Genomic DNA, 25,948 nt, shown 5'->3' with positions numbered 1-25,948 from the left:
CGTCCTCGGTCAGGCCGTGAAGCGGTGTCTGCCCGCGCCCACGGCGAAGACGGCGCAGCCGTCCTCCGTCCGCAGGAACGTCGCACCGGCGGGGCCGGGCTTTCCGCTCCCGGTGGCCGGTATCCACACCTCGGCGGTGGTGTTGGCCGGGAGGGAGACCGTGAGTTCGAAACCGCCGGGGCCTGTCCGCCATTTGGTGGTGATGGGGCCGTAGACCGACTCGAAACGGCCCTCCGCCCGGGTCAGTCCGCCGCCGGGCCGGGGGCGGACGGTGATCTCGCGGAAGCCGGGGGCGCGCGGTGCGATGCCCGCGATGTTCGCGTACATCCACTCACCGACCGAGCCGTACGCGTAGTGGTTGAAGGAGTTCATGCCGGCGTCCTGGAAGCCGCCGTCGGGGGTGATGGAGTCCCAGCGCTCCCACATCGTGGTGGCGCCCCGGTCGATCTGGTAGCCCCAGCTGGGGAAGGTGCGTTGGAGCAGCAGCCGGTACGCGACGTCCTGGTGGCCGGTGGCGGTGAGGACAGGCAGCAGGCGCGGGGTGCCGAGGAAGCCCGTCGAGAGATGCCAGTCCTTCGCCTCGATGAGCTGGACGAGCCGGTCCGCGGCGGGTGCCCGGTCGGCGGGTGCCAGCAGGTCCATGGAGAGGGCCAGTACGTACGCGGTCTGGGTGTCGCCCTTCACCCGGCCGCCCCCGGTGACGTAGGCGGTGCGGAAGGCGGTCCGTACCTCGTCGAACAGGGCCCGGTAGGGCGCGGGGTCCTTGCCGAGCGCCTCGGCGGTGCGGGCGACGAGGTCGGCGCTGTGGGCGTAGTAGGCGGTGCCGATGACGTCCTTGGGGGTCTCGTCGCGGATGTTGAGCCAGTCGCCGTAGCCCGCGTCCGGGCGCAGCCGGTCGCTGCTGTGCCGCTCCAGGTAGTCGAGCCACTTGAGCATCGAGGTCCAGGACTGCTCCAGTACCCGGAGGTCTCCGTACGCCTGGTACAGCGCCCAGGGGACGGTGACTCCGGCGTCGCCCCAGCCCGCGACGCCGCGGCCGACCGTGCCGACGAACGGCGCCACATCGGTGAAGCCGCCGTCGGACGCCTGGTCGTCGCGCAGGTCCCAGAGCCATTTGGTGAGGAAGCGGGCCGACTCCATGGTGTAGGCGGCGGTGGGGGCGAAGACGTTGATGTCCCCGGTCCAGCCGAGGCGTTCGTCGCGGGCGGGGGTGTCGGTGGGCACGGAGAGGAAGTTGCCCCGCTGGCCCCAGGTGATGTTGCTGTGCAACTGGTTGAGGAGGGGGCTGTCCGTCCTGAAGTCCATGGTGAGGGGCGCCGAGGTGTGGATGACACGGCCCACGACCGCGTCGCGCGGCGGACGGCCCGGGTAGCCGGTCACCTCGACGTAGCGGAAGCCGTGGAAGGTGAAGCGCGGCTCGTAGGTCTCCTTCTTCCCGCCCTTGAGGGTGTAGGTGTCGGTGGCGCGGGCGGTGCGGAGGTTGGTGGTGTAGAGCGTGCCGTCGGGGTTGAGTACTTCGGCGTGGCGCAGCCGTACGGTGGTGCCGGCGGCGCCGGTGACCGTGAGCCGGACCGTGCCGACCATGTTCTGGCCGAGGTCGAAGACGAAGACGCCGGGCTTCGGTTCGGTGACGGTACGGGCCGGGAGTTCGCTCTCGACCCGCGAGGGGCCGTCAACGGCCGCGACGAGGGCGGCGGTTGTGGCGGGGACCGGTTCGGCGGCGGCCCAGCCGGTGGCGTCGAAGCCGGCGCGGGTCCAGCCCGGGGTCTCCCGCCGGGCGTCGTAGTCCTCGCCCATCAGCAGATCGGCGCTGGTGACGGGGCCGATGGTGCTGCGCCAGCCGGCGTCGGAGACGACGCGTTCGGTGCTGCCGTCGGTGTAGGTGATCTCCAGCTGGGCGAGGAGTGCGGGGCGTTCGCCGTACTGGTGGGGACCGAACATGCCGATGCTGCCGGCGTACCAGCCGGCGGCGAGGGTGATGCCGAGGGCGTTGGCGCCGGTGCCGAGCAGGCCGGTGACATCGTAGGTCTGGTACTGGACCCGCTTGTGGTAGTCGGTCCAGCCGGGGGCGAACCGGTCCTCGCTGACGCGCTGTCCGTTGAGGTACGCCTCGTACAGGCCGAGGGCCGTGGTGTAGAGCCGGGCGCGCGCGACGGTCTTGCGCGGGAGCCGGAACTCCTGGCGCAGCTGGGCGGCGGGCGTGTACGGAACCGTCACCCTGCCCCAGGGGCCACCGCCCCAGCGGGCGAGGACCTTGGCGGTGGACCACGAGGTGTCGTCGTAGGCGACGGAGCGCCAGTCGTCGGCGGGTTCCCGCTGGACCGTCCGCCAGGTGTCGCCCGTGGTGAAGGTCCGGATGCCGTCGGCCGTGGTCAGTTCCAGCAGGCCGAGCAGTCCGGCCGGTCCGACGGAGGCGTTGGTGGCGGAGACGGCGATCACATTGGCGCCGGGGCGGAGATGGGCGGTGACGTCGAGGAGTACGGGGCGGCGCCAGTTGTCGGCGGAGCTGTCGGCCTCGGTGTGCGCGACCTGGGCGCCGTTCACGTACACGGTGCAGCCGTCGTCCGCCGTGATGACCAGCCGGGCGCGGGTGACGCCCGCCGGGACATCGGCGCGACCGCGGAACCAGCGGGTCTCGGCCGGGGCGCTGCTCGCCGGGTCGCCCTCGGGGAACCAGATCCACGACGCGCCGTCCAGCGCGGGGGCCCCGGCGAGCGCGGCGGGGGCGGCGATCCAGCGCGCGGACCAGTCCGAGGCGTCGGTGAGGGCGGTCTCCCACCAGGACGGCGCGCTCCACGCGGAGACCGCGCCGTCGGTACCCCAGACGCGTACGGACCAGTAGTAGCGGGTCCGGGAGGCGAGCGCGGGGCCGCCGTACGGGACGAGGACGGAGTCCGGCGACTCGACCTTCCCGCTGTCCCAGACGTCGGGGCGGGTGAGCCGGGCCGCGGAGGTGGCGACCCGTACGTGGTAGGCCCGCTGGGTCTGGCCGGGTCGGGCGGACACGACGGGCCAGCTCAGTCTGGGGCGCGGTGTGTCGAGGCCGAGCGGGTGCCGTACGTACTCGACGGTCGGCGCGGTGACATGGACGGCGGAGGCCGGGGCGGCCACCGGGGACGAGTGGGCCGTTCCCGCGTCGGGGGTCCCGGCGAGTGCCGGGACGGCGGATCCGGCGACCATGGCCGATCCCATGGCGGTGGCGGTGGTGCCGAGCAGTCGTCTTCTGCTGATCACAATGCGGCTCCGATACGACTCGACGATGAATCGTTTCACAGCGGTGAAAGTAGGGAGGCATGTGAGGTGTGTCAAGGGTGTGGGACGGTTGTAGCGGGGCCGCGAGATTTCCAGGTACGGACCATTGACGCGGCATTCGGCGGGGGCTTAACGTCCCTGACCGTAGGGGATGTTGAAACCTTTCATGCCGAACCCGGCCGCGCGGTCATGGACCGCGTGGCCGGGTTCGGAGCCCCGCGCCGCCCGCGCCCGAGGGATGTGCGGGCGGGCGGGGTCCGGTCAGACCACCAGCCAGAGCAGGGTGGTCAGGGCGAATCCGCTCACGCCCATCGCCGTGGTCAGTACGGTCCAGGTGCGCAGGCCGTCCTTGACGTCGAGCCCGGCCAGCTTGGTGAACATCCAGTACCCGGCGTCGTTGATGTGCGACACGGCCAGCGCGCCGGCGCCCATCGCCAGGCAGACCAGGGCCAGTTGCTGCGCCGACAGATCGGTGCGGTGCAGCAGCGGGGTGATCAGTCCGGCCGTCGCCACCAGGGCGACGGTGGCCGAGCCCTGTACGGCGCGCAGCAGCAGGGTCATCACGAACGCCAGGGCCAGCAGCGGGAGTCCGGTGCGGTCGAGGATGTCCGCCACCGCGTCGCCGATGCCGGTCTTGACCAGCACCTTGCCGAAGACTCCGCCCGCGCCCGCCACCAGGATCACCATGGCCACGCCCGGCAGCGCCGAGCCCATCACGGTGGAGATCTGACCGCGTGTCCAGCCGCGCCGGACGCCGAGGAAGTAGGCGGCGAGCCCCGCCGCGATGAGCAGGGCGACCATGGGGGCGCCCAGCACGGTCAGCACGGCGCGGAGTACGGAGCCCTCGGCGAGGGTGTTCGTCCCGATGGTGCCCAGCAGGATGAGCGCGATCGGGGTGACGATCAGGCTCACCACCATGGCGAAGGACGGCGGGTTCGCGGTGGTGGCCGCGGGCAGCCCGTCCGGCCCCTCCGCGGCGTGCTCCGCGCCTGCCTCGGCAGAGCCCGGGCCGCTGTCCGGGCCGCCGTAGACCTTCTCGTACACATCGGCCGCCAGGCTGTACTCACGGCGCGTCATGCGCCGGGCGAGCAGGTAGCCGAGAAGGATCACGACCGCCGTCAGCGGGATGCCGAACAGCAGCACCCAGCCCTGGTCGGCCCCGATGGTGGAGGCGGCGGCGACCGCGCCGGGGTGCGGCGGCAGGAAGGCGTGCACGGTGAGCATGGCCGCGCTCATCGGCAGCGCGTAGACGAGCAGCGGTTTACGGGCGGCGCGGGCCACTCCGTACGCGATCGGCATCAGGATGATCAGCCCGACCTCGAAGAAGACCGGGATACCGAGCAGGAATCCGGCGACGGTGAGGGCGAGCGGGGTGCGTTTCTCGCCGAAGCGCGCGATGAGCGAGTGCGCCAGCGAGGCGGCGCCGCCGGAGAGTTCGACGATCCGGCCGATCATCGCGCCGAGCGCGATGATGGTGGCGATATGGCCGAGGGTCGAGCCCATTCCCTCCTCGATCGTCGCCACGAGGTCCGCGGCGGGCACCCCGGCCGCGAGGGCGACCCCGATGCTCACGACCATGAGCGCGACGAAGGGCTGGACCTTCACCTTGATGATGAGCAGGAGCAGCAGCGCGACGCCCGCGGCCGCTATCAGCAGCAGGGAGTTGTGGCTCATCGGTCGCCCTCGCTCACCGGTGAGAGCACGGTGACGATGGACGAGTCGTCACGGCCGGCCAGTCCGGCGCGCTCACCCAGCAGATACAGCTGCTCGGCGGCGGAGGCCAGCGGCACGGGCACGTGCGCGTTCTTCGCGATGCCGGTGACGATGCCCATGTCCTTGACGAAGATGTCGAGCCGGGAGCGGACCTCGACGGCGTCGGCGTCGTCCCCGTACGCCTGCGCCATGCGCGGGCCCCGGTCGGCGAACATGAACGACCCGGCGGCCCCCTGGCTGAGGCTGTCGATCACCGTCCGGGGGTCCAGTCCGACGCCGCGCGCGAGGGCGACGGCCTCGGCGGCGGCGGCGATGTGGACTCCGGCGAGCAGCTGGTTGATGGCCTTGAGCGCCTGTCCGTCGCCGGGGTTGCCGCCGATGACGGTGAGGGTGGACGCGAGCCGGTCCAGCACGGGCCGGGCCCGGTCGAGGGCGGCCGGTTCCGCGCCGACGACGATCAGCAGATCGCCGTTGCCGGCGCGGGTCGGGCCGCCGCTGATGGGGGCGTCCACCAGCAGGGCGCCGTACTCGGCGAGCGCGGTGGCCGTGGCGCGGGCCGCGTCGGGTCCGACCGTGCTGGTGAGCAGAACGACGGCGCCGGCGCGCAGGGCGGGCGCGACGCCGTCCGGGCCGAACAGCGCGCTGTCGACCTGGGCCTGGTCCCGTACGGCGAGCAGCACGACATCGGCGTCGCGCGCCGCGTCGGCGGGGGTGGTGACCTCCGCGGCGCCGTCGGCCACGGCGAGCGCGCGTCGCTCGGCGGAGATGTCGAAGACGGTCACGGGCAGTGCGCCCGCGAGATGGCGGGCCATCGGGAGGCCCATCGCGCCGAGGCCGATCACGGCGGTGCGCGGCGGTACGGCGGCCGCAGCGGAGGCCGTCTCTGTGGCGGTGGTGGTGGAGCCGGGGGTGGTCGAGGACATGCGGGATCCTTGGCGGTGTGGGAGATGCGGGAGGTGTGGTGGGCGCGGGCGGTGTACGCGCGGGGCGTCGGCCGGCTCAGACGGGACGGGCCGCGGTGGCGAGCCGCTCGGTGATGCGCAGTGCCGCCGCCGTGACCGCGTCGCGGGCGGCGGCCCAGGTGGCGACGGTGTCGGAGCCGGGCAGCGCCGACGGCAGGGCGGATTCGACGGCCGTCAGATAGGCGCGCCGCAGTTCGGCGTTGACGTTGACCTTCGCGACGCCGCGCCGCAGCGCGCCCAGGAGCTGTTCCTCGGGGAGGCCGCTCGCGCCGTGCAGGACGAGGGGGACGGGGACCGCGTCGCGGATGGCGGCGAGGCGGTCGAGGTCGAGACGGACGGGTTCGGCGGTGAAGCCGTGCACATTGCCGACCGCGACGGCGAGGGCGTCGATCCCGGTCGCGGCGGTGAACTCGGCGGCCTGGTCCGGGTCGGTCATCGAACCGCCGGCCGCCGTCGCACCGGTGGACACGTCCTCGTCGCCCGCGAGGGCGCCGAGTTCGGCCTCGGCCCAGACGCCCGCCTCATGGGCCATCGCCACCGCCGTGCGGGTGAGCGCCACGTTCTGGGCGAACGGCAGATGCGAGCCGTCGATCATGACCGAGGTGTAGCCCGCGTCGATACAGGCGGCGATCTCCGCCAGGTCCCGGCTGTGGTCCAGATGGACACCGATCCGGGCGGTGGAGCGGCGCGCGGTGTCCAGCGCGAGGGCCATCAGGGCCTCGCGGCCCGCGTGCTTGAAGGCGCTCGACCCCGCCTGGAGCAGCACGGGCCGGCCGGAGGTCTCGGCCGCCGCCACGACGGCCTGGACGGTTTCGAGGTTGTAGGCGACGAAGCCGGGTATCGCGGTGGACTCGCGGGCGGCGGCGGTCAGGGCGTCGGTTCCGTGGAGCAGCATCATCGGCTCCTGAGCAGGTCGACGGCGTCGGCGAGGGCTTCCTCGCCGCCGACGTTCCCGGCGAACACGATGTACGGGATGCCCTCGGCGGGGCCCGACACCGGCTCCCACAGTGAGACGATGCCGGGCAGCAGGGTGCCGCGTGCCACGGCGCGGCGGATCTCCAGCCCTTCGGTCGCCACATCGCTGGAGGTGATACCGCCCTTGGCGAGGACGAAGGCGGGACGCCGCTCGGCGACGAGCGCGCGGACGGTCTCCACCACGGCGGCGGACACGGAGCGCGCGAGGGCGAGGGAGTCGTCCGCGCTCGCGCCGGTGACCACCGCGCGGGTGGTCCGCAGGACCACCTCGGCGGAGCCGAGCGCCCCGGCGCAGGCGCGTACCACCTCGGCGATGTGGGCGGCGCGCCGCTCGCCGTCCAGCAGCGCCGGTACGTCGAGTTCGAACTCGGCGAGTCCGCCGCGCAGCCGCAGCCGGTCCAGCTGCCGCGTGGTCAGGCCGACATGGGAGCCCACGACGATCAGTCCGTGCGCCGCGGGGGCGGCCGGTGCCGCCGGCTCGCGCCGGACGGCGCGGATCCGCTCCGGGGTCAGCGGTGCCCGGGCGCCCTGGCCGGCCCTGGCCCGTACGAAGGAGGGGCCGACCCGGTACAGCAGCCGGGTGCCGGACTTCTCGGCGGTGGCGCAGGCGAGGGCCAGGACGCGCAGGTCGTCGTCGCACAGCGCGTCGACCACGGCGGGCCGGCCGGCGCGCAGCGAGGCCAGCAGGGTGGCGACATGCTCGGGGCCGCGCAGCCGGAGGTCGTCCAGCGTGACGCGGAGCACGTCCCCGGCGGGGATCCGGCCGCCGGTCTTCTCCTCGATCCACTCGGGGAGGCCGGAGTGGGAGTAGCCGAAGGTGGCGTCCTTCGCGAACTCGCTCTCGGCGACGGGCAGCATGCCCGTGTCCGTGCGCATCCAGTGCACCGATCCGGCCGTGAGCCGCCCGGCCTCGATGTACGCCGGTACGACGACGACGCCGTCCACCGGTGTCTCCTCGGCGAGGACGTCCGTCTCCAGCGGGTAGTGGCCGCGCAGGGTGGAGTCACCGCGGCTGGCGAGCACGAATCCGGTGTGCTCGGCGGCCGACGCCTCGGTCAGCGCCCGGACGATCTCGCGGTTGCGGGCGGCGGCGTCGTCGGGGGCGAGGCTGCGGGTGTTGGTGAGGACGAAGAACGCGCTGCTGTCCTGGCGCAGGGCCCATCGCAGATCGTCGACCGTCCAGGTGGTGAGGACCGGGATGTCGGCGACGGTCTGGGTGCCGGTCGGATCGTCGTCGAGGACGACCAGCCGGCGCCCTCCGGCGAGGGCGGCGGCCACCTCGGCGGGGGCGACCTCGCGGACCGGGGGCAGCGCGGCCTCGTCGGGGAAGACAGGGGTGTGGAGCATGTGCGGCTCTGCTTTCGTGTGGCGTGGGGCAGGCGTCGGCCGGATGTGCGTCGGCCGGGCGGGCTCCGGCTCGGGGGCGCGGGAGCGCGCGCCGGACCGGCACGGGGCGTCGCGGGGCGGGGCGGCGCGTGCCGGTGGCCCGGGGCCGGGTCCCGGTGTGTGCGGGTGGGGGGGCGGGTGTGCGGGTGCGGTCGGTCGGTCAGGCGGGCTTGTCGATGACGTGGGTCCGCAGATCGTCCGCGGTCTGTGTCATGTGGTCGTCCATGGCGATCCTGGCCCGCTCCGGATCGCCGGAGCGCAGGGCCTCCAGCACGGCCTCGTGGTGCCCGATCGCGTTCGTGCGGATCTGGGGTACGGCCGAGGTCTGCCGGCGCCCCTCGACCAGCAGCCGCCCGAAGGGCTCGAAGAGCAGCGGGACGAAGGCGTTGCCGGAGGACCGCATCACCACCTCGTGGAACGCGATGTCGGCCTGGACGAACTGCTCGGTGTCCCCGGCCTCGGCCGCCGCCCTCATCTCGTCGAGCGTTTCGGCCAGTTCGGCGAGATCGCCGTCGGTCCGCCGGGTCGCGGCGAGCCGGGCGGCGCCGACCTCGATCAGCTGGCGTGCCTCGATCAGCTTCTCGGCGACCGCCCCGGCCGCGGGCGCCCCGGCGGCGGCGCGGATCATCGGTTCGAGCGCGGTCCACTGGTCGGGGGCGTTGACGTACGTACCGCGTCCCCGCTGGATCCGGACCACGTTCTGGGACCGCAGCACCTTGACCGCCTCGCGGACCGTGAGCCGGCTGACCGCGTGCTCGTCGGCCAGCACGCCTTCGGCGGGAAGCGCGGTGCCGGGCGGGTACTGGCCGTCGATGATCGAGGACAGCAGACGTTCGGCGATCTCGTCGGACAGCGGCATTGCTGTCGGCCTCCTTGCGTAGTCCGAGACATCAGACGTCTGATGTCTCGGAGGTGAAACTAGGCGGGACTTTTCCCCCGCGTCAAGACCTCGGCGCGAAAACACCCCGGAAACCCGGCCGCCTTGCGCCACGGGGATGTCCGGCCGAGGCTGAACGGACAAGGGGGCGCGCGAAGGGAAGGAGCGGCTGCCGTGGAGGACGTATTCCGGGTACGGCGGGTGTACGACGACGCGGATCCGGCGGACCGGGACGGCCCTCGGGTCCTGGTGGACCGGCTCTGGCCCCGGGGTATCTCCAGGGAACGCGCCGCTGTCGACGACTGGTTCAAGGATGTCGCGCCGTCGGCGGAGCTGCGCTCCTGGTACCACCGGGACACCTCGCGGTACGAGGAGTTCGCGGCCCGCTACCGGAAGGAACTCGACGACCCGGGGCACCGGCCCGTGGTGGAGGCCCTGCTCTCCCTCGCCGCCGCCGGTGAGCGGCCGGTCACCCTGGTCACGGCGGTGAAGGACGTGGAGCACAGCCACCTTCCGACCCTGCTGCGCCGGCTCGGACAGGTCCGGCGCCCCGGCACCCGGTGACGGGTGACAGGGCGCCGGGGAGCGTGGCGACAGGTGACGGGGAGGATTACGATGCCGGGCCGAAGCCCGCGCCCGCCGCCCACGCGGTCAGTTCGCGCTGCGCCGCCGCCCGGAGTTCCGCGCTCGGGGCGGCGGTCCCGTCGGCCACCAGGGCGTAGTGGAGCGTGCCGGCGGTGTCGGCCGCCGCCGGGGCCGAGAGCAGGAGCCGCCGCGCGTCGCTGGTGCCGGTCTCGGCGGCCGAGGCGATGGGGTGGTCGGCGATCCGGTCCCGGGCGGTGTACTCGGGCGGACCGGTGACCGTACCGAGGTCGGAGACGACCGTGGTCGCGGCGGCCGTGAAGCCCGCCGGCAGATGCAGCTGTGTCGGGGCCCGGGTGGCGCCCTCCGAGCGCCAGACCAGCATGCCGTACCGGCCGCTGCCCACCAGCCGGGCCGTGTTGGGCATCGAGTCGGGGATCTTGTTCCAGGTGAGGATGGTGTTCCCGTCGCGGGAGCGGTCCTCGTAGCTGAACGCGAGGGTACGGCCGGCCACCGCGCCCGGGTAGAGCCGGTCGAGCAGCCGGGCGTCCTGGCGCAGCACGGCGCGGCCCGAGGAGTCGAGGGCGACGGCGGACAGGTCCTCGTCGTTCCAGGCGTCGCCCTCGGTCAGGATCTTGTTGGGATTGCCGTTCATCGCCTCGCGGTGGCGGCCGCTGTAGATGTCCCACTGCCACTGGGTGGACGAGAGCACGGGCCCGGACCCGGTGGGCGCGCTCCACCAGCGCGCGCCCGGGACACGGGAGTCGAGCGCCTGGTACATCGCCTTGTTGACGGTCGGGGCCTTGTCCGAGGTGTAGCCGGTCAGCGGATGGCCGAACTCACTGACGATCGCGGCCGTGTTGAGCGCCGTGGAGCGGTCGCGGACCGTCCCGAAGTCGGTGGAGTACTGGCCGTCGTTGGCCTTGCCCCACATGAAGACGCCGGAGATGGCCTTCTGGTCGTAGAAGTGCGTGTTGAAGACGTAGCGGCGGCCGATCGCCCCCGCGTCGAGCAGCCCGCCCTCGTGCCGGGCGAAGTCCAGATTGGCGTTCCAGAACATGTTGGGTTCGACGAAGACGGGCTTGTCGCGCCAGCCGGCCGCGTCCATCCGGGCGCGGAACTTCTCGTAGAACGGCCAGAGCCGGTCCCGTTCCCACATACGGCTGGTCTGCCCGGAGGCGTACTCACCCGCGTACGGCTCGTTGTACGGGTCGAAGCCGACGACCCCGGCGAACTCGGCGGGGGTGAGTTTCGCGGCGAGATGGGCCATCGTCTTCTGCGCGGTGTCGAGGAAGGCGTCCTGGATGGGTACGGAGCGGGTCCCGGAGGCGGTGGGGACAGTGAGGACGCGGTTGTTCCAGAAGTCGCGGGTGGCGTTCTTGACGGCCTGGTTCTGGGTGATGTTCTGGCCCCACAGGATGCAGACTCCGCAGTTCTCGACGGGGTAGCCGCCCGCCTCGACGGCCCAGCGGGGCGCGCCGTCACCCGTGTACCAGCTGTCCTTGTGGAAGAGGTAGCGGGAGTGGAGGTCCTGGTGGAAGTCGGGGAACACCCGCAGCCCGGCATCGAGGAGCGCCTTGATCTGGTCGGTGGCCCGGTCCAGATAGGCGGTGTCGACCTGGCCGGGCCGGGGCTCGGCGTAGGCCCAGGACAGCAGGAAGCGGACGGCGTTCCCGCCGGTGAGCGAGCGCAGCGCGGCGGCGGAGGCGCGGGCGTCGGCCGTACTGGCGAAGGGCAGGCCGCCGTACTCCTCCAGTTTGGTCTCGCCGGAGACGTTGAAGCCGCGCAGTACGACCTCGCGGCCGTGGCCGTCGGCGAACCGCGTGCCGGAGACGGACACCTGATCGGCCGTCACCCCGTCGAACCAGAGCGGTGCGGCAGCGGTGGCGCTGTCCGCCGCGACGGCCGGCGGTCCGCCGACCGCGCCCGCCGCGAGCAGGACGAGCGCGGCGCCGAGGAGCACGCCTCTGCGCCGCGTACCGGATACCGCGCCCGCCCGGGGCGCCGCCCCGCGCCCCTGCACCCGGCCCGCGCCATGCCCCGGCCGGCTCTCCGCCCATGTTTTCGCCATGGACACAACACTGAGCCACCTACTGACGGGTAGTCAATACTCGTGCGTAACAAGGCTTGTTGAGCCAACCATGTCAACATTGGTCCCCGTTTCGGACAGTTCGGAACTGGTTCGCGCCGGTCATGGCGAATGGGGGTTTTGGTGCTATCCGGCGGGACAGCGCTGTGGCGTCGGGGACTGCGCCCGTGGGGGGCGAGCGCCCCAGGCCGAAACAGGGGGTTCCAACGTTGGCTTCTCTTGCGTATGACGTTCTCACCGATCCCGCCCCGCTGGAGGTGTCCTCGGTGGACGGGGTGATCCTGGGGACGGTCTGCCTCGTCGTCTCCAATCCGACCGAACGCCAGGTGTTCTGGTACTCCATCGAGGTCCAGGTGCCCCTCGGGAACGGGACCGGTGCGCTGACGGCCGTCCCGTCGGCGGTCGACGTACGGGTCGAACAGAACAACGCGACGGAGTCCGGAGAGACACCGACGCCCTCGTGGGACGACACCACGGGTGTCCTCACGGTGTCGACCGGAGGACTGGCGCACTTCAAGAAGGGCGGTTCCCTGATCCTGGTGCTGGAAGGCTTCCCGGTCTCCAGCACACCGGGGGCGGTCCTGCTCAAAGCGACGGAGGAGGTCTCGAAACCGACGAAGGGGAGGGTCAGGAACTCGCCCGCCACCGTGAGCCTGCTGAAGCGCGCGCCCCGGGTGCCGCGCAACTTCCGCCCGGAGAAGTCTCTTCTCGCCGCGGGCGAGAAGGTCGTCCTGCTGTGGGACGGTCCCGACACCCTGGACTACGACATCCAGTATCCGGACGGCACCATTGAGTCCGTCCCGCCGAGGAGCGGCGGCTCCGGCTGGACATGGTCCCCGAAGGCGGACCGCAAGCCGAAGCTGGCCGCGACCTACACCCTGATCGCCACGCCCCGGGACGCGCAGCACCCGCCGTACCACCTCACCACCAGCGTCCAGCTGAGCAGCCCCGAGTTCATCCATGTCACCGCCACCGCCGGGGTGAACACCCCGTGGGTCCAGGGCACGACGACCAAGGGGCAGATCTTCTTCCGTACGCAGGGGGCGGAGATCCGCAAAGCGAACAACGCGCGGGGCACCCTCTCGGCCCAGAAGGCGGAACTGGACCAGCTGCACGTCGTCAAGGACGCGGCGGTCGACGGCCCCCTCACCGTGAAGGGCAAGGTGGACGCCGGCGGCGAGCTGCACGCCGCCCAGAACGCGGTCGTCGACGGCACACTGTCCGTCGGCGGCAAGGTCGACGCCCGAAGCGAACTGCGCGTCGCGCAGGGCGCCACCGTAGGGGGCGACCTCAGTGTCGACGGCAGGGTCAACGCCCAAGGCGAACTGCACGCCGCTCAAGGCGCCACCGTCGCGGGCGACCTCGCCGTCGGCGGCAGGGTCGACGCCGGAGGCGAACTGCACATCGCTCAAAGCGCGACCGTCGCGGGAAACCTCGCCGTCGGCGGCGACTTCGCCGTCAACGGCCGCAACGACACCGGCGGCGAACTGCACGCCGCCCAAAACGCCACCGTCGCGGGCGACCTCGCCGTCAACGGCCGCATCAACGCCGGAGGCGAACTACGCGCCGCCCAGAACGCCGTCGTGGACGGCGCCCTCTCCATCGGCGGCAAAGTCGACACCCAAGGCGAACTGCACGTCGCTCAAAGCGCCTCCGTAGGGGGCGATCTCACCGTCGACGGCAGGCTCGATATCGGAGAACTGCTGGTCGCCCGGAAGGCCACCGTCGGTGGTGACCTCGCCGTCAACGGCCGGGCCGATGTCCTGGGCGGACTGCTGTCCGCCGGAAGGACCGTCATCGGTGATGACCTCACCGTCAACGGCAAGCTCGACGCCGGAGGCGAACTGCACACCGCGGGCAAAGCCTTCCTCGGCGGTGACCTCGACGTCGGCGGCGAGTCCGTGTTCACCGGGAGGGTCAACGCCAACGCACTGCTCTCCGTCCGCAACAACGGCAACTGGCTCATGCATGTCAACGACGACCTGGTGGCGATCACGACCAAGCTCCGGATCCACGGGGATTCGCTGTTCACGGGGAAGGTGAACGCCAACGCGCTGCTCTCCGTCCGCAACGGAGAGAAGTGGCTCATGCACATCAACGACGACAGCACACAGATCGTGGGCAACTTGCGGGTCCACGGGGCGTTCCGCTCCGACAGCTGACAGCCGCGGCGTGACGGCCGCCCCGCCGGACCCATGCGGCCCGGCGGGGCGGCCCGTTCCGGCGAGGACGGCTCAGGACGGACCCGTACCGTCCCGGTACGTCTCCAGCAGCCGCAGCCACACCTCGCTGATCGTCGGATACGCGGGAACGGCGTGCCAGAGGCGGCCGATCGGGACCTCCCCGACGACCGCGACGGTCGCCGAGTGAAGCATCTCGCCCACGGCGGGACCCGCGAAGGTGACGCCGAGGAGCGTCTCGCGGTCCAGGTCGACGATCATCCGCGCGAAGCCCCGGTAGCCGTCGGCGTAGAGCGCGGCACCCGCGACGCCGGACAGGTCGTAGTCGACGGCCCGGACCCGGTGGCCCGCCGCCTCGGCCTCGGCGAGGGTGAGGCCGACTGAGGCGATCTCCGGTTCGGTGAAGACGACCTGGGTGACCGCCCGGTGGTCCGCCGTCGCCGCGTGGACGCCCCACGGACCGGCCCCGGCGCCGGATCCGGGCACCGCCCCGGCGCCGGTCCCCGCGTGGCCGTTACGCGCCGCGCCCGCCCGCGCGGCGATCGCGGCGCCCGCGATACGGGCCTGGTACTTGCCCTGGTGGGTCAGCAGGGCGCGGTGGTTGACGTCCCCGACCGCGTAGAGCCAGTCGCTGCCCTCGACACGGCAGCTGTCGTCGACCGTGAGCCAGGAGCCCGGCGCCAGCCCGACGGTGTCGAGCCCGAGGTCGTCCGTGCGCGGCGCGCGGCCCGTCGCGAAGAGCACCTCGTCCGCCTCGACGCTCCCGCCGTCCCCCAGGACGACGGTCACCGGACCGGTGGAGCCGTCGCGCCGTACGTCGGTGACGGACACGCCCGTACGGACCGTGGCGCCGGCCTCCGTCAGGGCCCGGGCGACCAGCTCGCCGGCGAAGGGCTCCATCCGGGGGAGCAGCCCGTCGCCCCGTACCAGCAGGGTGACCTCGGCGCCGAGCGCGCGCCACGCCGTGGCCATCTCCACACCGACCACTCCCCCGCCGACGACCGCCAGCCGCGCGGGCACCCGCTGCGCGCTGGTCGCCTCGCGGCTGGTCCACGGCGCGGCGGTGGCGATCCCCGGGAGGTCCGGCAGGACGGCCCTGCTGCCGGTGCACACGGCGACGGCGTGACGGGCCGTCAGGATCAGCCGCCCGCCGTCGGGTCCGGTGACGGTGACCCGCTTCGTACCGTCCAGCCGCCCGTGTCCCCGGTGGATACGGGCGCCGATGCCGTCGAGCCAGGCGACCTGGCCGTCGTCCTTCCAGTGCGAGGTGAAGGCGTCGCGGCGGGCGAGTACGGCCCGGGTGTCGAGCGGCCCCTGGACGGCCCCGCTCAGCCCCGGCACCCCGCGTGCCTCGGCCCGGGCGATCACCGGGCGCAGCAGCGCCTTGCTGGGCATGCAGGCCCAGTACGAGCACTCGCCGCCGATCAGTTCGCTCTCGACGACCGCCGCGCTCAGCCCGGCCGCCCGGACGCGGTCGGCGACGTTCTCGCCGACCGGTCCCGCGCCCAGAACCACGACGTCGTACGCGATGGATTCCGTGGCTACCGTCATGGGCCCAGTCTGGTGGGCCCGTCCGCGCATGGCTACATGATCTTCGGGCAGACGCGGGGGAATAGGCGGCGGGGACGGACCGTTGTCGCAGGCGGTCTCCCCGGCGAGCGGCGGGCAGGAACAGGAAGAAGAGGTAGCGGGTCATGGCGACTGTGGAACTCACCAAGGAGAACTTCGACCGGACGGTGTCGGAGAACGACTTCGTGCTGATCGATTTCTGGGCCTCGTGGTGCGGTCCGTGCCGCCAGTTCGCCCCCGTCTACGAGAAGGCGTCGGAGCGGCACGGCGATCTCGTCTTCGCGAAGGTGGACACGGAGGCGCAGCAGGAGCTGGCCGCCGCGTTCGAGATCCGCTCGATCCCGACGCTGATGATCGTCCGGGACAACGTCGCGGTGTTCGCGCAGCCGGGAGCGCTGCCGGAGGCGGCCCTGGAGGATGTGATCGGCCAGGCGCGCGCGCTGGACATGGACGAGGTGCGGAAGTCGGTGGCGCAGGCGCAGGCCGCCGAGGGCGCCTCCGAGTAGGTCACCGCGGAGGGTGAGGCGTTCCGGGGGCGGTCCGGGGGGGCGGTCCGGGGGCGGTCGGCGCCGCCGCCGGCCGGGACGGCCTCAGTCGGCGGGCGCGGCGGCGACACGGACCGACAGGCCGTAGTCGATCTCCGCGCCGTCGACCAGCAGCGCTTCGACCGTCAGGGTCTCGGGGTCGATGTCCGCCTCCATCCCCTCGCCCGCGTACCGCGGGTAGCCGGAGGCGCCGGTGTCGCCCGTCGCCTCGACGACGGCGGAGCGCAGGGCGGTCGCCGGGGCGGGCGGGGCGCCGTCGCCCTCGGTGAACGCGGCGACCAGCAGGATCTCGAAACGCCGCGGAACGGTAGTCATACGTTCGACGCTAGCCGAGTGGCCCCGAGCTTTCACCCGGGGAGCGGCGGCTGATGCCAGTGGCCGGGGGGTGATGGCCGCGGTTCGCCGAGAGGTGATGGCCGCGGTTTACGGTGACCCGGCGCCCGGGGCGTGGCGTACGCGTTCTAACGTTTCGCGGATGACCTTCCTTTCCCCTGCCGGCAGCGGCAGCCGTGACAGTGCGCGCGACCGTGACCGTGACCGCGAGACCGACTTCCCCGGGCGTACGGGCCCGAGCGCGACGACCGAGGCCGACCCCCGTGACGTGGGCCCCGTCCGCACCTCGTACGCGCCGGAGCGCGACGGCGACCCCGACCCGGGCGAAATCGTCTGGACCTGGGTGCCGTTCGAGGAGAACGACGGACGCGGCAAGGACCGTCCGGTGCTGGTCGTGGCCCGTGAGACGGCCGGGACGGTGCTCGCCGTCCAGCTCTCCAGCAAGCGCCACGACGAGGACCACGAGTGGGTGCCGATCGGCGTGGGGCCCTGGGACCGCGAGGGCCGCGAGTCCTGGGTGGACATCGACCGGGTGCTGCGCCTCCACGACGCAGGGATGCGCCGCGAGGCGTGCGCGCTGGACCGGGGCCGCTTCAACCTGGTCGTGAACCGGCTGCGGGAGCGCTACGGCTGGAACTGACCGCCCGGTACCGCGCCGGGCCCGCCGGGAAAGGGGCCCGGCGCGAAGGGCCCCAGCACCCGCCGGAACGCGCCGAGCGTCGTGGTGTTCGCCGTACGGTCCAGTACGGCGAACACCGCCTCGTCGAAGCGCCGGGCGAACCGCCCCTCGCCGGTGAGCAGCCCCCGGAACGCCCCCGCGACCGCCGCCGGGTCGTTCATGAAGACCCCGCACCCCCAGGCCCCGAGGACCAGCCGCCGGTAGCCGCGCTCCGCCGCCGTCTCCAGGACCCGTTCGGCGCGGGCGGCGAGCGCCGCCGGGATCCGCGGGACGTCGTCGGGGGCCTGACGCGCGATCACTCCGGCGTTCGGCGCGGCCGAGGTGAGGAAGCCGACCTCGTACGGCGTGTCGAGCAGCCGGCCCCGGTCGTCGCGGAAGACCGGCACACCGGGCGAGTGGATCACGCGGTCGCTGTAGAAGGGGCTGCGCTCCGCGCGGTGGTGCGCGTAGAAGCCGGGGGCGCGCAGCAGCGTGACGTACAGGGCGGAGGCCCGGCACAGCGCCTCCTCCTGCGCCTGCGCCCCGTTGAGATAGCCGCCGCCGGGGTTGCGCGCCGAGGAGAAGTTGAGGACCGCCACGGGCCCGGGGGCCGCCGCTGTCAGCCGCCGGGCGGCTTCGAGGCTGGACTCGCCGGTGACCTCGACACGCGCTGCGGCCCGCTCCGTACCGGAGGAAGCGGGGACTTCCGGGACGGCGACCGGCCCGGGCCCGTACATCCGCGTCCCCGCCAGCGCCGCGTCCACCGCCGCGCCGATCAGCACATCATGGCCGTCCGGGGCACGGTAACCGCCCGTTCGGACGATGGACTCGGTCTGTTTGGCAATCCCCCGCAGCCGCGCGCTCATAAGCCGAATCCTGAGTGAACGATCTCCTCCGGGGCAACCGGATTTCTGCCGGAACAGTGACCATGGGGGCACTCTTGTGCGAAGCGGCGAGAGTGGCTTTAGGTTGGACGAAGCGCTCCGTCCCCGACCCGCGGGACGGAGTCCGGGCACGGTCTTCGACAGGAGGATCCGGCCAATGCCATCGATCGGTTTCACCGAAGAGGGACTCCCCCTCGGCGAGCACGACGCCGAGGATCTGCTGCGCGGCATCTGCTTCAAGACGGGACCGCCCCGCACCGTGGGTGTCGAACTGGAATGGCTCGTGCACGACCTGTACGACCCGCACAGAGCAGTCCCGGCCCACCGCCTCCGCGAGGCGTACGAGGGACTGCGGCACCTTCGGCTCAACTCCGCCCTCACCTTCGAGCCCGGCGGTCAGCTGGAACTCAGCTCGGCCCCTGCCGGCTCACTGATGGAGTGCGTCACCACCACCGCCGCCGACCTGGACGCCGTACGCCCCGTGCTGCGTACGGCGGGACTCGCGCTGGCGGGCATCGGGCGGGACCCCTGGAACGGGCTGCCGGACCGCATGCTGCGCGAGCCCCGGTACGACGCCATGGAGACCTATCTCGACCGGATCGGCGCGGCGGGGCGCACCATGATGCGGTCCACCGCCTCCATCCAGGTCTGTCTGGACGCGGGCCACGAGGAGCCGGGGCCGCTCGGCTACGGCCGGCGGTGGCAGCTCGCCCATCTGCTGGGCGCGGTCCTGGTCGCCGCGTTCGCGAACTCCCCGATGCGGGAGGGGGCGCAGACCGGCTGGCGCTCCACCCGGCAGGCGCTCTGGGCGGAGCTGGACCCGGCCCGTACGACGGCGCCGGCCGCGCGGTACGAACCGCGGGCCGCCTGGGCGGCGCACGCCCTCGACGCGCCGGTGATGTGCGTCCGGGCGCCGGAGGGCCCATGGGCGGTCCCGGAGGGGCTGACCTTCCGGGAGTGGATCCGCTCGGGGGTGCCGAGGCCACCGGTGCGCGCCGATCTCGACTACCACCTGACGACGCTGTTCCCGCCGGTCAGACCGCGTGGCCATCTGGAGCTGCGGATGATCGACGCGCAGCCGGGCGACGACGGCTGGCTGGTGCCGCTCGCGGTCACCACGGCGCTGTTCGACGACCCGGAGGCGTCGGAGACCGTCTACCGCACGGTCAAGGCGCTGGCCGAGACGGCGGGCGAGGGGCCGGCCCCCGGGAACCCGCTCTGGACGAACGCCGCGCGGTACGGGCTGGCCGACCCGGAGCTGCATGCCGCCGCCCTCGCCTGCTTCGCGACCGCCGGGGAGGCGCTGCCCCGGATCGGGGCGAGCCCGGCCGTCCGGGAGGCGGTCGCCGCGTTCACCGAACGCTATGTCGTACCGGGCCGCTGTCCGGCGGACGATCTGCGCACCTCCGCGAGCGGGACGACCGGGATCACCGGAAGCGTCGGCAGCACCAGCAGCACCGGAAACACCGGGAAGGACCTCCGCACATGACCGACCTCGCCGATCTCTCGGATCCCTCGGGTCCCTCCGATCCCTCGGACCTCACCACCGAACAGCTCCGCGACCGCGCCGTCGCCGGTCTCACGGCCGCCCGGGACCGTACCGCCCTGCTGACGTCCTGCGTCGACGACCACGAACTGACCGCGCAGCACTCCCCGCTGATGTCCCCGCTCGTCTGGGACCTGGCCCATATCGGCAACCAGGAGGAGCAGTGGCTCCTGCGCGCCGTCGCGGGCCGTGACCCGATACGCCCCGAGATCGACTCCGTCTACGACGCGTTCGAGCATCCGCGCGCGGCCCGGCCCACGCTGCCGCTGCTGCCGCCGGCCGAGGCCCGCGCCTACGCCGCCGACGTACGCGGCCGGGTGCTGGACGTCATCGAGCGCAGCCCGCTGCGCGGCGGACCGCTGCTGGACGCCGGGTTCGCCTTCGGGATGATCGCCCAGCACGAGCAGCAGCACGACGAGACGATGCTCATCACCCACCAGCTGCGCCGCGGACCGGCCGCGCTGACCGCTCCCCCGCCGCCCGCCGGGGACACGTCCGGGCTCCCGGCGGAGGTGCTCGTACCGGCCGGGCCCTTCACGATGGGCACCTCCACCGAGCCGTGGGCGCTGGACAACGAACGCCCGGCGCACCAGCGGCTCGTACCGGCGTTCCATCTCGACACCGTGCCGGTCACCAACGGCGCGTACCAGCACTTCATCGAGGACGGCGGCTACACCGACGAGCGCTGGTGGGCCCCCGAGGGCTGGGCGCAGATCCGGGAACACGCCATCGGCGCGCCGCTGTTCTGGCGGCGCGTGGGCGGGCAGTGGCTGCGCCGCCGCTTCGGTACGGTCGAGCCGGTCCCGGCGGACGAGCCGGTGGTCCATGTGAGCTGGTACGAGGCCGACGCGTACGCCCGCTGGGCCGGGCGGCGGCTGCCGACCGAGGAGGAGTGGGAGAAGGCCGCCCGGCACGATCCCGTCTCCGGCCGGTCGCTGCGCCATCCGTGGGGCGACGCGGACGCCACCCCGGACCACGCCAACCTCGGCCAGCGCCATCTGCGGCCGGCGCCCGCGGGCAGCTATCCGCGGGGCGCCTCGCCGCTCGGGGTGCGGCAGCTGATCGGGGATGTCTGGGAGTGGACGGCCAGCGACTTCCTGCCGTATCCGGGCTTTGTGGCGTTCCCGTACCGCGAGTACTCGGAGGTGTTCTTCGGCAGCGCGCACAAGGTGCTGCGCGGCGGTTCGTTCGCGGTGGACGCGGTGGCCTGCCGGGGCACCTTCCGCAACTGGGACCTGCCGGTGCGCCGGCAGATCTTCGCCGGCTTCCGCACCGCGCGCTCGGCCCTCCCCCAGAAGGCCGGCTGATGTGCCGCCAGCTGGCCTACACCGGCCCGCCGGTGGCGCTCGGGGAGCTGCTGACCGCGCCGCCGCACGCGCTGTACCGGCAGTCGTGGGCGCCACGCCGGCAGCGGTACGGGACGGTCAACGCGGACGGTTTCGGGGTGGGCTGGTACGCGGAGGGCGATCCGGTGCCCGCCCGCTACCGGCGCCCCGGTCCCATCTGGGCGGACCTCGGGTTCATGGATCTGGCGCGGGTGGTCCGCAGCCGTACCCTGCTCGCGGCGGTACGGGACGCGACGCTCCCGGGGGCCGACGGGGAGGCCGCGGCGGCGCCGTTCGCCGCCGGGCCCTGGCTGTTCAGCCACAACGGCTCGGTCGGCGACTGGCCGGCCACGCTCGCGCCGCTGGCCTCGGCGCTGCCTGCCGAGGAGCTGCTCGCGCTGGCGGCCCGTACCGATTCCGCGCTGATCTGGGCGCTGCTGCTGCACCGGCTGCGCGCCGGGCACGAGCTTGCCCAGGCGCTCGGCGACACCGTCCTCGATGTCGCCGGGGCCGCGCCCGCCGCCCGGCTCAATCTGCTGCTCACCGACGGCGTACGGATCGCCGCGACCGCCTGGGGCGACACCCTCTGGTACCTGGCCGACGCGGGTGGCCCCGCCGCCCCCGGCGGGGTGGTGGCGGCCTCCGAGCCGTACGACGACGACCCGCGCTGGCGCGAGGTCCCCGACCGCACGCTGCTGGTCGCGGCCGGCGGTGACGTTCTGCTGTCCCCTCTCAAGGAGCCCCCCGCGTGAGCCCGTTCCAGCTGACCCGCACCCTCCCCGAGCACGCCACGGAGGCCGCGCTGCGCGCCGATGTGCTCCAGGGGCTGACCCGCGGACCGAAGACGCTCCCTCCCAAGTGGTTCTACGACGCCCGGGGCAGCGAGCTGTTCGACGAGATCACCGCACTGCCCGAGTACTACCCGACCCGCGCCGAGCGGGAGATCCTGCTGACGCGCTCCCCGGAGATCGCGGCGGCGAGCGGGGCACGCACCCTGATCGAGCTGGGGTCGGGATCGTCCGACAAGACCCGTCATCTGCTGGACGAACTGACCGGTCTGGAGCTGTACGTACCGGTCGATGTGAGCGAGAGCGCGCTGCGCGGTGCCGCCGGGGCGCTGCTCGCCGAGCGGCCCGGGCTGCGGGTGCACGCGCTGCTCGCCGATTTCACCGCGGCGCTCGATCTGCCCGCCACCCCGGGCCCCCGGCTGGTCGCGTTCCTCGGCGGCACGATCGGCAATCTGCTCCCGCCGGAGCGCGCGGTGTTCCTGGCGTCGGTCCGGGCGCTGCTGGCGCCCGGGGACGCGCTGCTTCTCGGTACGGATCTGGTCAAGGACGAGTCCGTGCTGGTCAGGGCGTACGACGACACGGCCGGGGTGACGGCCGCGTTCAACAAGAACGTGCTCAGTGTCATCAACCGCGAGCTGGGGGCGGACTTCGACCCCGCCGACTTCGGCCATGTGGCCCGCTGGGACCGGGAGGAGGAGTGGATCGAGATGCGGCTGCGGGCGCGCCGGGCGCTGACCGTGAAGATCCCGGAACTGGATCTGGTGGTGCACTTCGCGGCGGGTGAGGAGGTACGGACGGAGGTGTCGGCGAAGTTCCGTCAGGAGCGGGTACGGACGGAACTGGGCTGCGCCGGGATGGAGTTGAGGCACTGGTGGACGGACGGCGAGGGACGGTTCGCGCTGTCGCTCGCGACGGCGGTGTGAACCAGGGGCGGCTCGGGCGCCGCCGTGGCCGTACGGACGGGCTCCCGGACGCCCCGGACGACGACGGCCGACCGGGCGGCGCCAGCCAGTGAACGGCGGTCGGTGTGGCGGCCGGCGGGGATCGGCGGCAGGACCATGATCTCCGCCGTGAGCCCGCCGGCCGCCGCCACCCGCCAGAGCGAGGCGGGCAGGGTGCCGTCCCCGACGTACGCGGGCGCGCCCGAGAGCGAGCCGTCCGGCGCGCGGTAGGCGATCCGTACGGGCTGTACGGGCGCGCCCGCGTCCAGCGCCGCCTGGAAAACGGCGCCGGTGAACGGGCCCTGGTCCCGGCCGCACCAGGTGCAGCCCTCGGGGAAGACCACCACGTGCGAGCCCGCGCCGAGGGCGGTCGCGAGGGTGCGTACGGTGCCGGGCAGCGCGCGCAGCCGCTCGCGCTCCACGAAGAGCGTGCCGCCCCGGGCCACGAGCGCGCCGATGACCGGCCAGCCCCGTATCTCGCTCTTGGCGAGCACCCGCCCGGGGAACACGCAGGCCAGCAGCGGGATGTCCAGCCACGAGATGTGGTTGGCGACGACGAGCGCCCCGGTGCCGGGCTCCACGGGGGCCGCCGGCCCGGCGGCCCGTACCGTGACGCGCACACCGAAGGCGCTCAGTACGGTACGGGCCCAGCGCCGGGTCAGCCGGTGCCGCAGCGCGGCGGGCAGCGGCGCGAGGAGGGGCGTGAGCAGCGCCCCGGCCGCCACGAGGAGGATCGCCGCCACCAGCCGGACGGCGGCGGCCGGCGGCCCGGTGGCCGGGCCGGGGTGGCCGGCGCAGCCGCCCGGGGTGCAGGGCGCGGTGGGCAGCCAGCCGGTCATGCCGCGGTCGCGGGGAGCGCGGCGGACACCGGCGCGGCCGGGGCCGCCGGGGCCAGCGAGAGGAAGTGGCGCAGGTAGCGGGGGTTGACGCGGCGCATCGACAGCAGGACGTAGAGGTCGGCCACGCCGAACTCGGGGTCGTGCGCGGGCGCGCCGCAGACCCGGGCGCCGAGCCGCAGATAGCCGCGGAGCAGCGCGGGCAGCTCGGTGGGGGCGGCGGCCGCCGCGACGGCCTCGGGGCCCGGGGTCCAGAGGCGGTGCGGGGTCACCCACTGCGCCTCGGGCGCGAGGTGCTTCTCCTTGACGGTGTTCCAGGTGGCGGCGGCGAGCGCGCCGCCGTCCGCGAGCGGCACGGAGCAGCAGCCCGCCAGCCACTCGTGCCCGCTGGTGGTCATGTAGCGGGCGAGTCCGGCCCAGATCAGCGCGATCACACCGCCGGTGCGGTGGTGGGGGTGGACGCAGGAGCGGCCGACCTCGACCAGGTCGGAGCGGATCGGGTCGAGCCGGGAGAGGTCGAACTCGCCGTCGGAGTAGAGCCGTCCGGCGGCCCTGGCCCGCTCGGGCGGCAGCAGCCGGTAGGTGCCGACGACCTCGCCGCCGGTCGCCTCGCGGACCAGCAGGTGGTCGCAGTAGGCGTCGAACGCGTCGCCGTCCAGACCGGGCTCAGGACCGTCGAGCCGGGCGCCCATCTCCCCGGCGAAGACGAGGTGGCGCAGGCGCTGCGCGGCGCGTACGTCGTCCTCGGTACGGGCGAGGGAGACGACGTAACGCGTCTCGGAAGCGGCTGCGGCCGTGGCGGGGGCGGGCGCGGGCACGCGGACCGGGGCGGGAGCGGGCGTGAGAACGGGAGCGGGAGCGAGAGCAGGCATGACGGACATGACGGACTCCTGTGCCGTGGGGACGGGCGGTGCGCCGGGTCCGCCGCTCACACGCCGGCCCGGCACCTCGTTTCTTCCGTGACCGGCTGGATTCGACATGACCGCACGGAGGAGTCCGGATGTGGGACGGCTGAATGCCGGGCGCGGACCCGTTCTCCGTCCCCCTTCCCCGTCCTTCCCCGTCTCCTCTCCCCGTCTCCCGACCCGTCTCCCGCCGTCTCGTCTCGCGCCGCGGCGCGCCGTGGGGCACGGTGGAGTGACACCGCGACACGCCCGGCGCGCGGGGTTCGGACCGGCGTGCCGACACGCAGAGGAGAGCGCCCCATGTCCCACCACACCTACCGGGTCACCGAGATCGTCGGCACCTCCCACGAGGGCGTCGACGACGCCATCCGCAATGGCGTGGCCCGCGCGGCCCGGACCCTGCGCGGACTGGACTGGTTCCAGGTGACCGAGGTCCGCGGCCATATCGTGGACGGCGACATCGAGCACTACCAGGTCGGTATGAAGGTGGGCTTCCGCCTCGACGACGAGCTGTGAGGCGGGCGGCACGACGGGCCGCGCTCCGGCGGCCGGGAATCCCGTGGCCGGCGTGTTGTTGAAGAGGCTGTGACCACCCTCGCGACCACCCGCTTCTCCGTACTCGACCGTTCCCATGTCCGGCGGGGGCACAACGCCCCCGGGGCGCTGCGCGACACCGTGGACCTCGCCCGGCGGATCGAGGCGCTCGGCTACCACCGCTTCTGGGTCTCGGAGCACCACGGTGTGCCGGGTATCGCCGGATCCGCGCCGACGGTGCTCGCGGCGGCCGTCGCGGCCGCGACCTCGACGATCCGGGTCGGCACGGGCGGGGTCATGCTGCCCAACCACCGGCCACTGGTGATCGCCGAGCAGTTCGGTGTGCTGGAGTCGCTCTTCCCGGGCCGGATCGACATGGGCCTCGGCCGTTCCGTGGGGTTCACCGACGGGATACGCGCCGCCCTCGGCCGGGACAAGCGGGACGCCGACGACTTCCCCGGGCAGCTCGCGGAGCTGCTCGGCTACTTCACCGGCGGCCCCGGCCGCCGCCCCGGGGTGCGTGCCCGCCCCACCGAGGGGCTGCGGGTGCCCGCGTTCGTCCTCGCCACCGGGAAGGGCGCCCGGGTCGCGGCCGAGGCGGGGCTGCCGCTGGTGATCGCGCCGGTACGCGGCGAGGAGGAGATGCTGCGGGCGATCGACGCGTACCGCGCGGACTTCCGCCCCTCCGGCTCCCACCCGCGGCCGTACGTCGTGGTGTCCGGTACGGTCGCGGTCGCCGCCACGGCGGAGGAGGCGCGCCGGCTGCTGCTCCCGGAGGCGTGGGCCACCGCGTACTCGCGCACCCGGGGGGTGTTCCCGCCGCTCGTGCCCCCGGAGTCCGTGCCGCCGGTCGCGGAGATGACCGGGCGGCAGCGGACCCTGTTCGAGGAGGCGGCGCGCGGCCGGCTGTACGGCACCGGCGAGGAGGTGGCGGCGGGGCTGGAGAAGCTGCTGGGGCGCAGCGGGGCGGACGAGTTCCTGGTGACGACGAGTACGTACGACCGCGCGGCGCTGCTCGACTCGTACCGCCGGCTGGCCGCCCTCCTGACGCCCCGCCCCTGACCGCCC

The 25,948-nt window shown here is 73.4% G+C and carries 22 protein-coding genes; 10 read left to right on the top strand and 12 right to left on the bottom strand.

All coding sequences use genetic code 11. The annotated features are described in order from the left end of the window. Positions 1-9 precede the first annotated feature (9 nt). From DVK44_RS31855 to DVK44_RS31830, 6 genes are all read right to left on the bottom strand, one after another. The gene (locus DVK44_RS31855; protein WP_181957683.1) at positions 10-3,234 is read right to left on the bottom strand and encodes an alpha-L-rhamnosidase; all 3,225 of its coding nucleotides are present in this window, start codon (positions 3,232-3,234) and stop codon (positions 10-12) included. A 279-nt stretch (positions 3,235-3,513) separates the two neighbouring features. Continuing rightward, entirely contained in the window at positions 3,514-4,926 is a 1,413-nt protein-coding gene (locus DVK44_RS31850) for a GntP family transporter (RefSeq protein WP_114664088.1), read from the bottom strand. Continuing rightward, positions 4,923-5,888, bottom strand: coding sequence for an NAD(P)-dependent oxidoreductase (locus tag DVK44_RS31845; protein ID WP_114664087.1), 966 nt, complete (start codon positions 5,886-5,888; stop codon positions 4,923-4,925). Before DVK44_RS31845 ends, DVK44_RS31850 begins: the two co-directional genes overlap by 4 nt. Before the next feature lie 76 nt (positions 5,889-5,964). Then, positions 5,965-6,822 (bottom strand): class II fructose-bisphosphate aldolase, encoded by an 858-nt coding sequence (locus tag DVK44_RS31840; protein ID WP_114664086.1) that lies wholly within the window; start codon positions 6,820-6,822, stop codon positions 5,965-5,967. Further along, complete coding sequence (locus DVK44_RS31835) at positions 6,822-8,249, bottom strand: four-carbon acid sugar kinase family protein (RefSeq protein WP_114664085.1); 1,428 nt, start codon at positions 8,247-8,249, stop codon at positions 6,822-6,824. The genes DVK44_RS31840 and DVK44_RS31835 overlap by 1 nt, the downstream gene beginning before the upstream one ends. A 199-nt stretch (positions 8,250-8,448) precedes the next feature. Further along, entirely contained in the window at positions 8,449-9,147 is a 699-nt protein-coding gene (locus DVK44_RS31830) for a FadR/GntR family transcriptional regulator (RefSeq protein WP_114664084.1), read from the bottom strand. Positions 9,148-9,339: 192 nt separating this feature from the next. Here DVK44_RS31830 and DVK44_RS31825 point away from each other — a divergent pair, with 192 nt between their 5' ends. After that, entirely contained in the window at positions 9,340-9,729 is a 390-nt protein-coding gene (locus DVK44_RS31825) for a DUF488 domain-containing protein (RefSeq protein ID WP_114664083.1), read from the top strand. A gap of 46 nt (positions 9,730-9,775) precedes the next feature. On the opposite strand, the gene DVK44_RS31820 is transcribed toward DVK44_RS31825, so the two are convergent. Further along, positions 9,776-11,818, bottom strand: a complete 2,043-nt coding sequence (locus DVK44_RS31820) for a cellulase family glycosylhydrolase (RefSeq protein WP_114665569.1) — start codon at positions 11,816-11,818, stop codon at positions 9,776-9,778. Between the two features lie 227 nt (positions 11,819-12,045). On the opposite strand from DVK44_RS31820, the gene DVK44_RS31815 reads away from it, so the two are divergent. Beyond that, positions 12,046-13,998 (top strand): polymer-forming cytoskeletal protein, encoded by a 1,953-nt coding sequence (locus DVK44_RS31815; protein ID WP_162794148.1) that lies wholly within the window; start codon positions 12,046-12,048, stop codon positions 13,996-13,998. A 72-nt stretch (positions 13,999-14,070) separates the two neighbouring features. On the opposite strand, the gene DVK44_RS31810 is transcribed toward DVK44_RS31815, so the two are convergent. Next, the gene (locus DVK44_RS31810; protein ID WP_114664081.1) at positions 14,071-15,567 is read right to left on the bottom strand and encodes a dihydrolipoyl dehydrogenase family protein; all 1,497 of its coding nucleotides are present in this window, start codon (positions 15,565-15,567) and stop codon (positions 14,071-14,073) included. A gap of 143 nt (positions 15,568-15,710) precedes the next feature. Between DVK44_RS31810 and trxA the strand changes: the two genes are divergently transcribed. After that, entirely contained in the window at positions 15,711-16,091 is a 381-nt protein-coding gene (gene trxA, locus DVK44_RS31805) for a thioredoxin (protein WP_114664080.1), read from the top strand. An 84-nt stretch (positions 16,092-16,175) separates the two neighbouring features. Here the strand turns inward: trxA and DVK44_RS31800 are convergent, their stop codons facing one another. Beyond that, positions 16,176-16,445, bottom strand: coding sequence for a hypothetical protein (locus DVK44_RS31800; RefSeq protein ID WP_114664079.1), 270 nt, complete (start codon positions 16,443-16,445; stop codon positions 16,176-16,178). 160 nt (positions 16,446-16,605) lie between these two features. Here DVK44_RS31800 and DVK44_RS31795 point away from each other — a divergent pair, with 160 nt between their 5' ends. Next, positions 16,606-17,103, top strand: a complete 498-nt coding sequence (locus tag DVK44_RS31795) for a type II toxin-antitoxin system PemK/MazF family toxin (RefSeq protein ID WP_114664078.1) — start codon at positions 16,606-16,608, stop codon at positions 17,101-17,103. Here the strand turns inward: DVK44_RS31795 and DVK44_RS31790 are convergent. Next, complete coding sequence (locus DVK44_RS31790) at positions 17,088-17,987, bottom strand: TIGR02452 family protein (RefSeq protein ID WP_114664077.1); 900 nt, start codon at positions 17,985-17,987, stop codon at positions 17,088-17,090. The two genes, DVK44_RS31795 and DVK44_RS31790, sit on opposite strands and share 16 nt — an antisense overlap. Positions 17,988-18,162: 175 nt before the next feature. Here DVK44_RS31790 and egtA point away from each other — a divergent pair, with 175 nt between their 5' ends. From egtA to egtD, 4 genes are read left to right on the top strand one after another with little or no spacing between them, the layout of a single operon-like run. Next, positions 18,163-19,494 carry an ergothioneine biosynthesis glutamate--cysteine ligase EgtA gene (gene egtA, locus DVK44_RS31785; protein ID WP_114664076.1) on the top strand — a complete coding sequence of 444 codons (1,332 nt, stop codon included), beginning with the start codon at positions 18,163-18,165 and terminating at the stop codon, positions 19,492-19,494. After that, positions 19,491-20,858: an ergothioneine biosynthesis protein EgtB gene (gene egtB / locus DVK44_RS31780; protein ID WP_114664075.1), complete on the top strand. Its 1,368-nt coding sequence runs from the start codon at positions 19,491-19,493 to the stop codon at positions 20,856-20,858. The genes egtA and egtB overlap by 4 nt, the downstream gene beginning before the upstream one ends. Further along, the gene (gene egtC, locus DVK44_RS31775) at positions 20,858-21,628 is read left to right on the top strand and encodes an ergothioneine biosynthesis protein EgtC (protein WP_114664074.1); all 771 of its coding nucleotides are present in this window, start codon (positions 20,858-20,860) and stop codon (positions 21,626-21,628) included. The genes egtB and egtC overlap by 1 nt, the downstream gene beginning before the upstream one ends. Then, entirely contained in the window at positions 21,625-22,587 is a 963-nt protein-coding gene (gene egtD, locus DVK44_RS31770; RefSeq protein WP_114664073.1) for an L-histidine N(alpha)-methyltransferase, read from the top strand. Before egtC ends, egtD begins: the two co-directional genes overlap by 4 nt. Here the strand turns inward: egtD and DVK44_RS31765 are convergent. Both DVK44_RS31765 and DVK44_RS31760 read right to left on the bottom strand, forming a co-directional pair. Then, on the bottom strand, positions 22,482-23,444 hold the full coding sequence (locus DVK44_RS31765; protein WP_114664072.1) for a lysophospholipid acyltransferase family protein: 963 nt from the start codon (positions 23,442-23,444) through the stop codon (positions 22,482-22,484). The two genes, egtD and DVK44_RS31765, sit on opposite strands and share 106 nt — an antisense overlap. After that, positions 23,441-24,313, bottom strand: a complete 873-nt coding sequence (locus DVK44_RS31760) for a GNAT family N-acetyltransferase (RefSeq protein ID WP_228447707.1) — start codon at positions 24,311-24,313, stop codon at positions 23,441-23,443. The genes DVK44_RS31765 and DVK44_RS31760 overlap by 4 nt, the downstream gene beginning before the upstream one ends. A 333-nt stretch (positions 24,314-24,646) precedes the next feature. On the opposite strand from DVK44_RS31760, the gene DVK44_RS31755 reads away from it, so the two are divergent. Continuing rightward, the gene (locus tag DVK44_RS31755) at positions 24,647-24,862 is read left to right on the top strand and encodes a dodecin (RefSeq protein ID WP_114664071.1); all 216 of its coding nucleotides are present in this window, start codon (positions 24,647-24,649) and stop codon (positions 24,860-24,862) included. A gap of 69 nt (positions 24,863-24,931) precedes the next feature. Then, positions 24,932-25,942, top strand: coding sequence for an MsnO8 family LLM class oxidoreductase (locus DVK44_RS31750; protein ID WP_114664070.1), 1,011 nt, complete (start codon positions 24,932-24,934; stop codon positions 25,940-25,942). Positions 25,943-25,948: the final 6 nt, after the last annotated feature.

The sequence above is a fragment of the Streptomyces paludis genome, from assembly GCF_003344965.1.
GTDB lineage: Bacteria > Actinomycetota > Actinomycetes > Streptomycetales > Streptomycetaceae > Streptomyces > Streptomyces paludis.
Note: the sequence above shows the minus strand (reverse complement) of the source record. Positions and strands in the feature narration are given on the sequence as shown.

What these genes read in the sequence shown, in the direction of transcription:
- DVK44_RS31850 (WP_114664088.1), bottom strand. Translation starts at nt 4,926, where the DNA reads ATGAGCCACAACTCCCTGCTGCTGATAGCGGCCGCGGGCGTCGCGCTG.
- DVK44_RS31845 (WP_114664087.1), bottom strand. Translation starts at nt 5,888, where the DNA reads ATGTCCTCGACCACCCCCGGCTCCACCACCACCGCCACAGAGACGGCC.
- DVK44_RS31840 (WP_114664086.1), bottom strand. Translation starts at nt 6,822, where the DNA reads ATGCTGCTCCACGGAACCGACGCCCTGACCGCCGCCGCCCGCGAGTCC.
- DVK44_RS31835 (WP_114664085.1), bottom strand. Translation starts at nt 8,249, where the DNA reads ATGCTCCACACCCCTGTCTTCCCCGACGAGGCCGCGCTGCCCCCGGTC.
- DVK44_RS31830 (WP_114664084.1), bottom strand. Translation starts at nt 9,147, where the DNA reads ATGCCGCTGTCCGACGAGATCGCCGAACGTCTGCTGTCCTCGATCATC.
- DVK44_RS31820 (WP_114665569.1), bottom strand. Translation starts at nt 11,818, where the DNA reads ATGGCGAAAACATGGGCGGAGAGCCGGCCGGGGCATGGCGCGGGCCGG.
- DVK44_RS31810 (WP_114664081.1), bottom strand. Translation starts at nt 15,567, where the DNA reads ATGACGGTAGCCACGGAATCCATCGCGTACGACGTCGTGGTTCTGGGC.
- trxA (WP_114664080.1), top strand. Translation starts at nt 15,711, where the DNA reads ATGGCGACTGTGGAACTCACCAAGGAGAACTTCGACCGGACGGTGTCG.
- DVK44_RS31800 (WP_114664079.1), bottom strand. Translation starts at nt 16,445, where the DNA reads ATGACTACCGTTCCGCGGCGTTTCGAGATCCTGCTGGTCGCCGCGTTC.
- DVK44_RS31795 (WP_114664078.1), top strand. Translation starts at nt 16,606, where the DNA reads ATGACCTTCCTTTCCCCTGCCGGCAGCGGCAGCCGTGACAGTGCGCGC.
- DVK44_RS31790 (WP_114664077.1), bottom strand. Translation starts at nt 17,987, where the DNA reads ATGAGCGCGCGGCTGCGGGGGATTGCCAAACAGACCGAGTCCATCGTC.
- egtA (WP_114664076.1), top strand. Translation starts at nt 18,163, where the DNA reads ATGCCATCGATCGGTTTCACCGAAGAGGGACTCCCCCTCGGCGAGCAC.
- egtB (WP_114664075.1), top strand. Translation starts at nt 19,491, where the DNA reads ATGACCGACCTCGCCGATCTCTCGGATCCCTCGGGTCCCTCCGATCCC.
- egtC (WP_114664074.1), top strand. Translation starts at nt 20,858, where the DNA reads ATGTGCCGCCAGCTGGCCTACACCGGCCCGCCGGTGGCGCTCGGGGAG.
- DVK44_RS31765 (WP_114664072.1), bottom strand. Translation starts at nt 23,444, where the DNA reads ATGACCGGCTGGCTGCCCACCGCGCCCTGCACCCCGGGCGGCTGCGCC.
- DVK44_RS31760 (WP_228447707.1), bottom strand. Translation starts at nt 24,313, where the DNA reads ATGCCTGCTCTCGCTCCCGCTCCCGTTCTCACGCCCGCTCCCGCCCCG.
- DVK44_RS31755 (WP_114664071.1), top strand. Translation starts at nt 24,647, where the DNA reads ATGTCCCACCACACCTACCGGGTCACCGAGATCGTCGGCACCTCCCAC.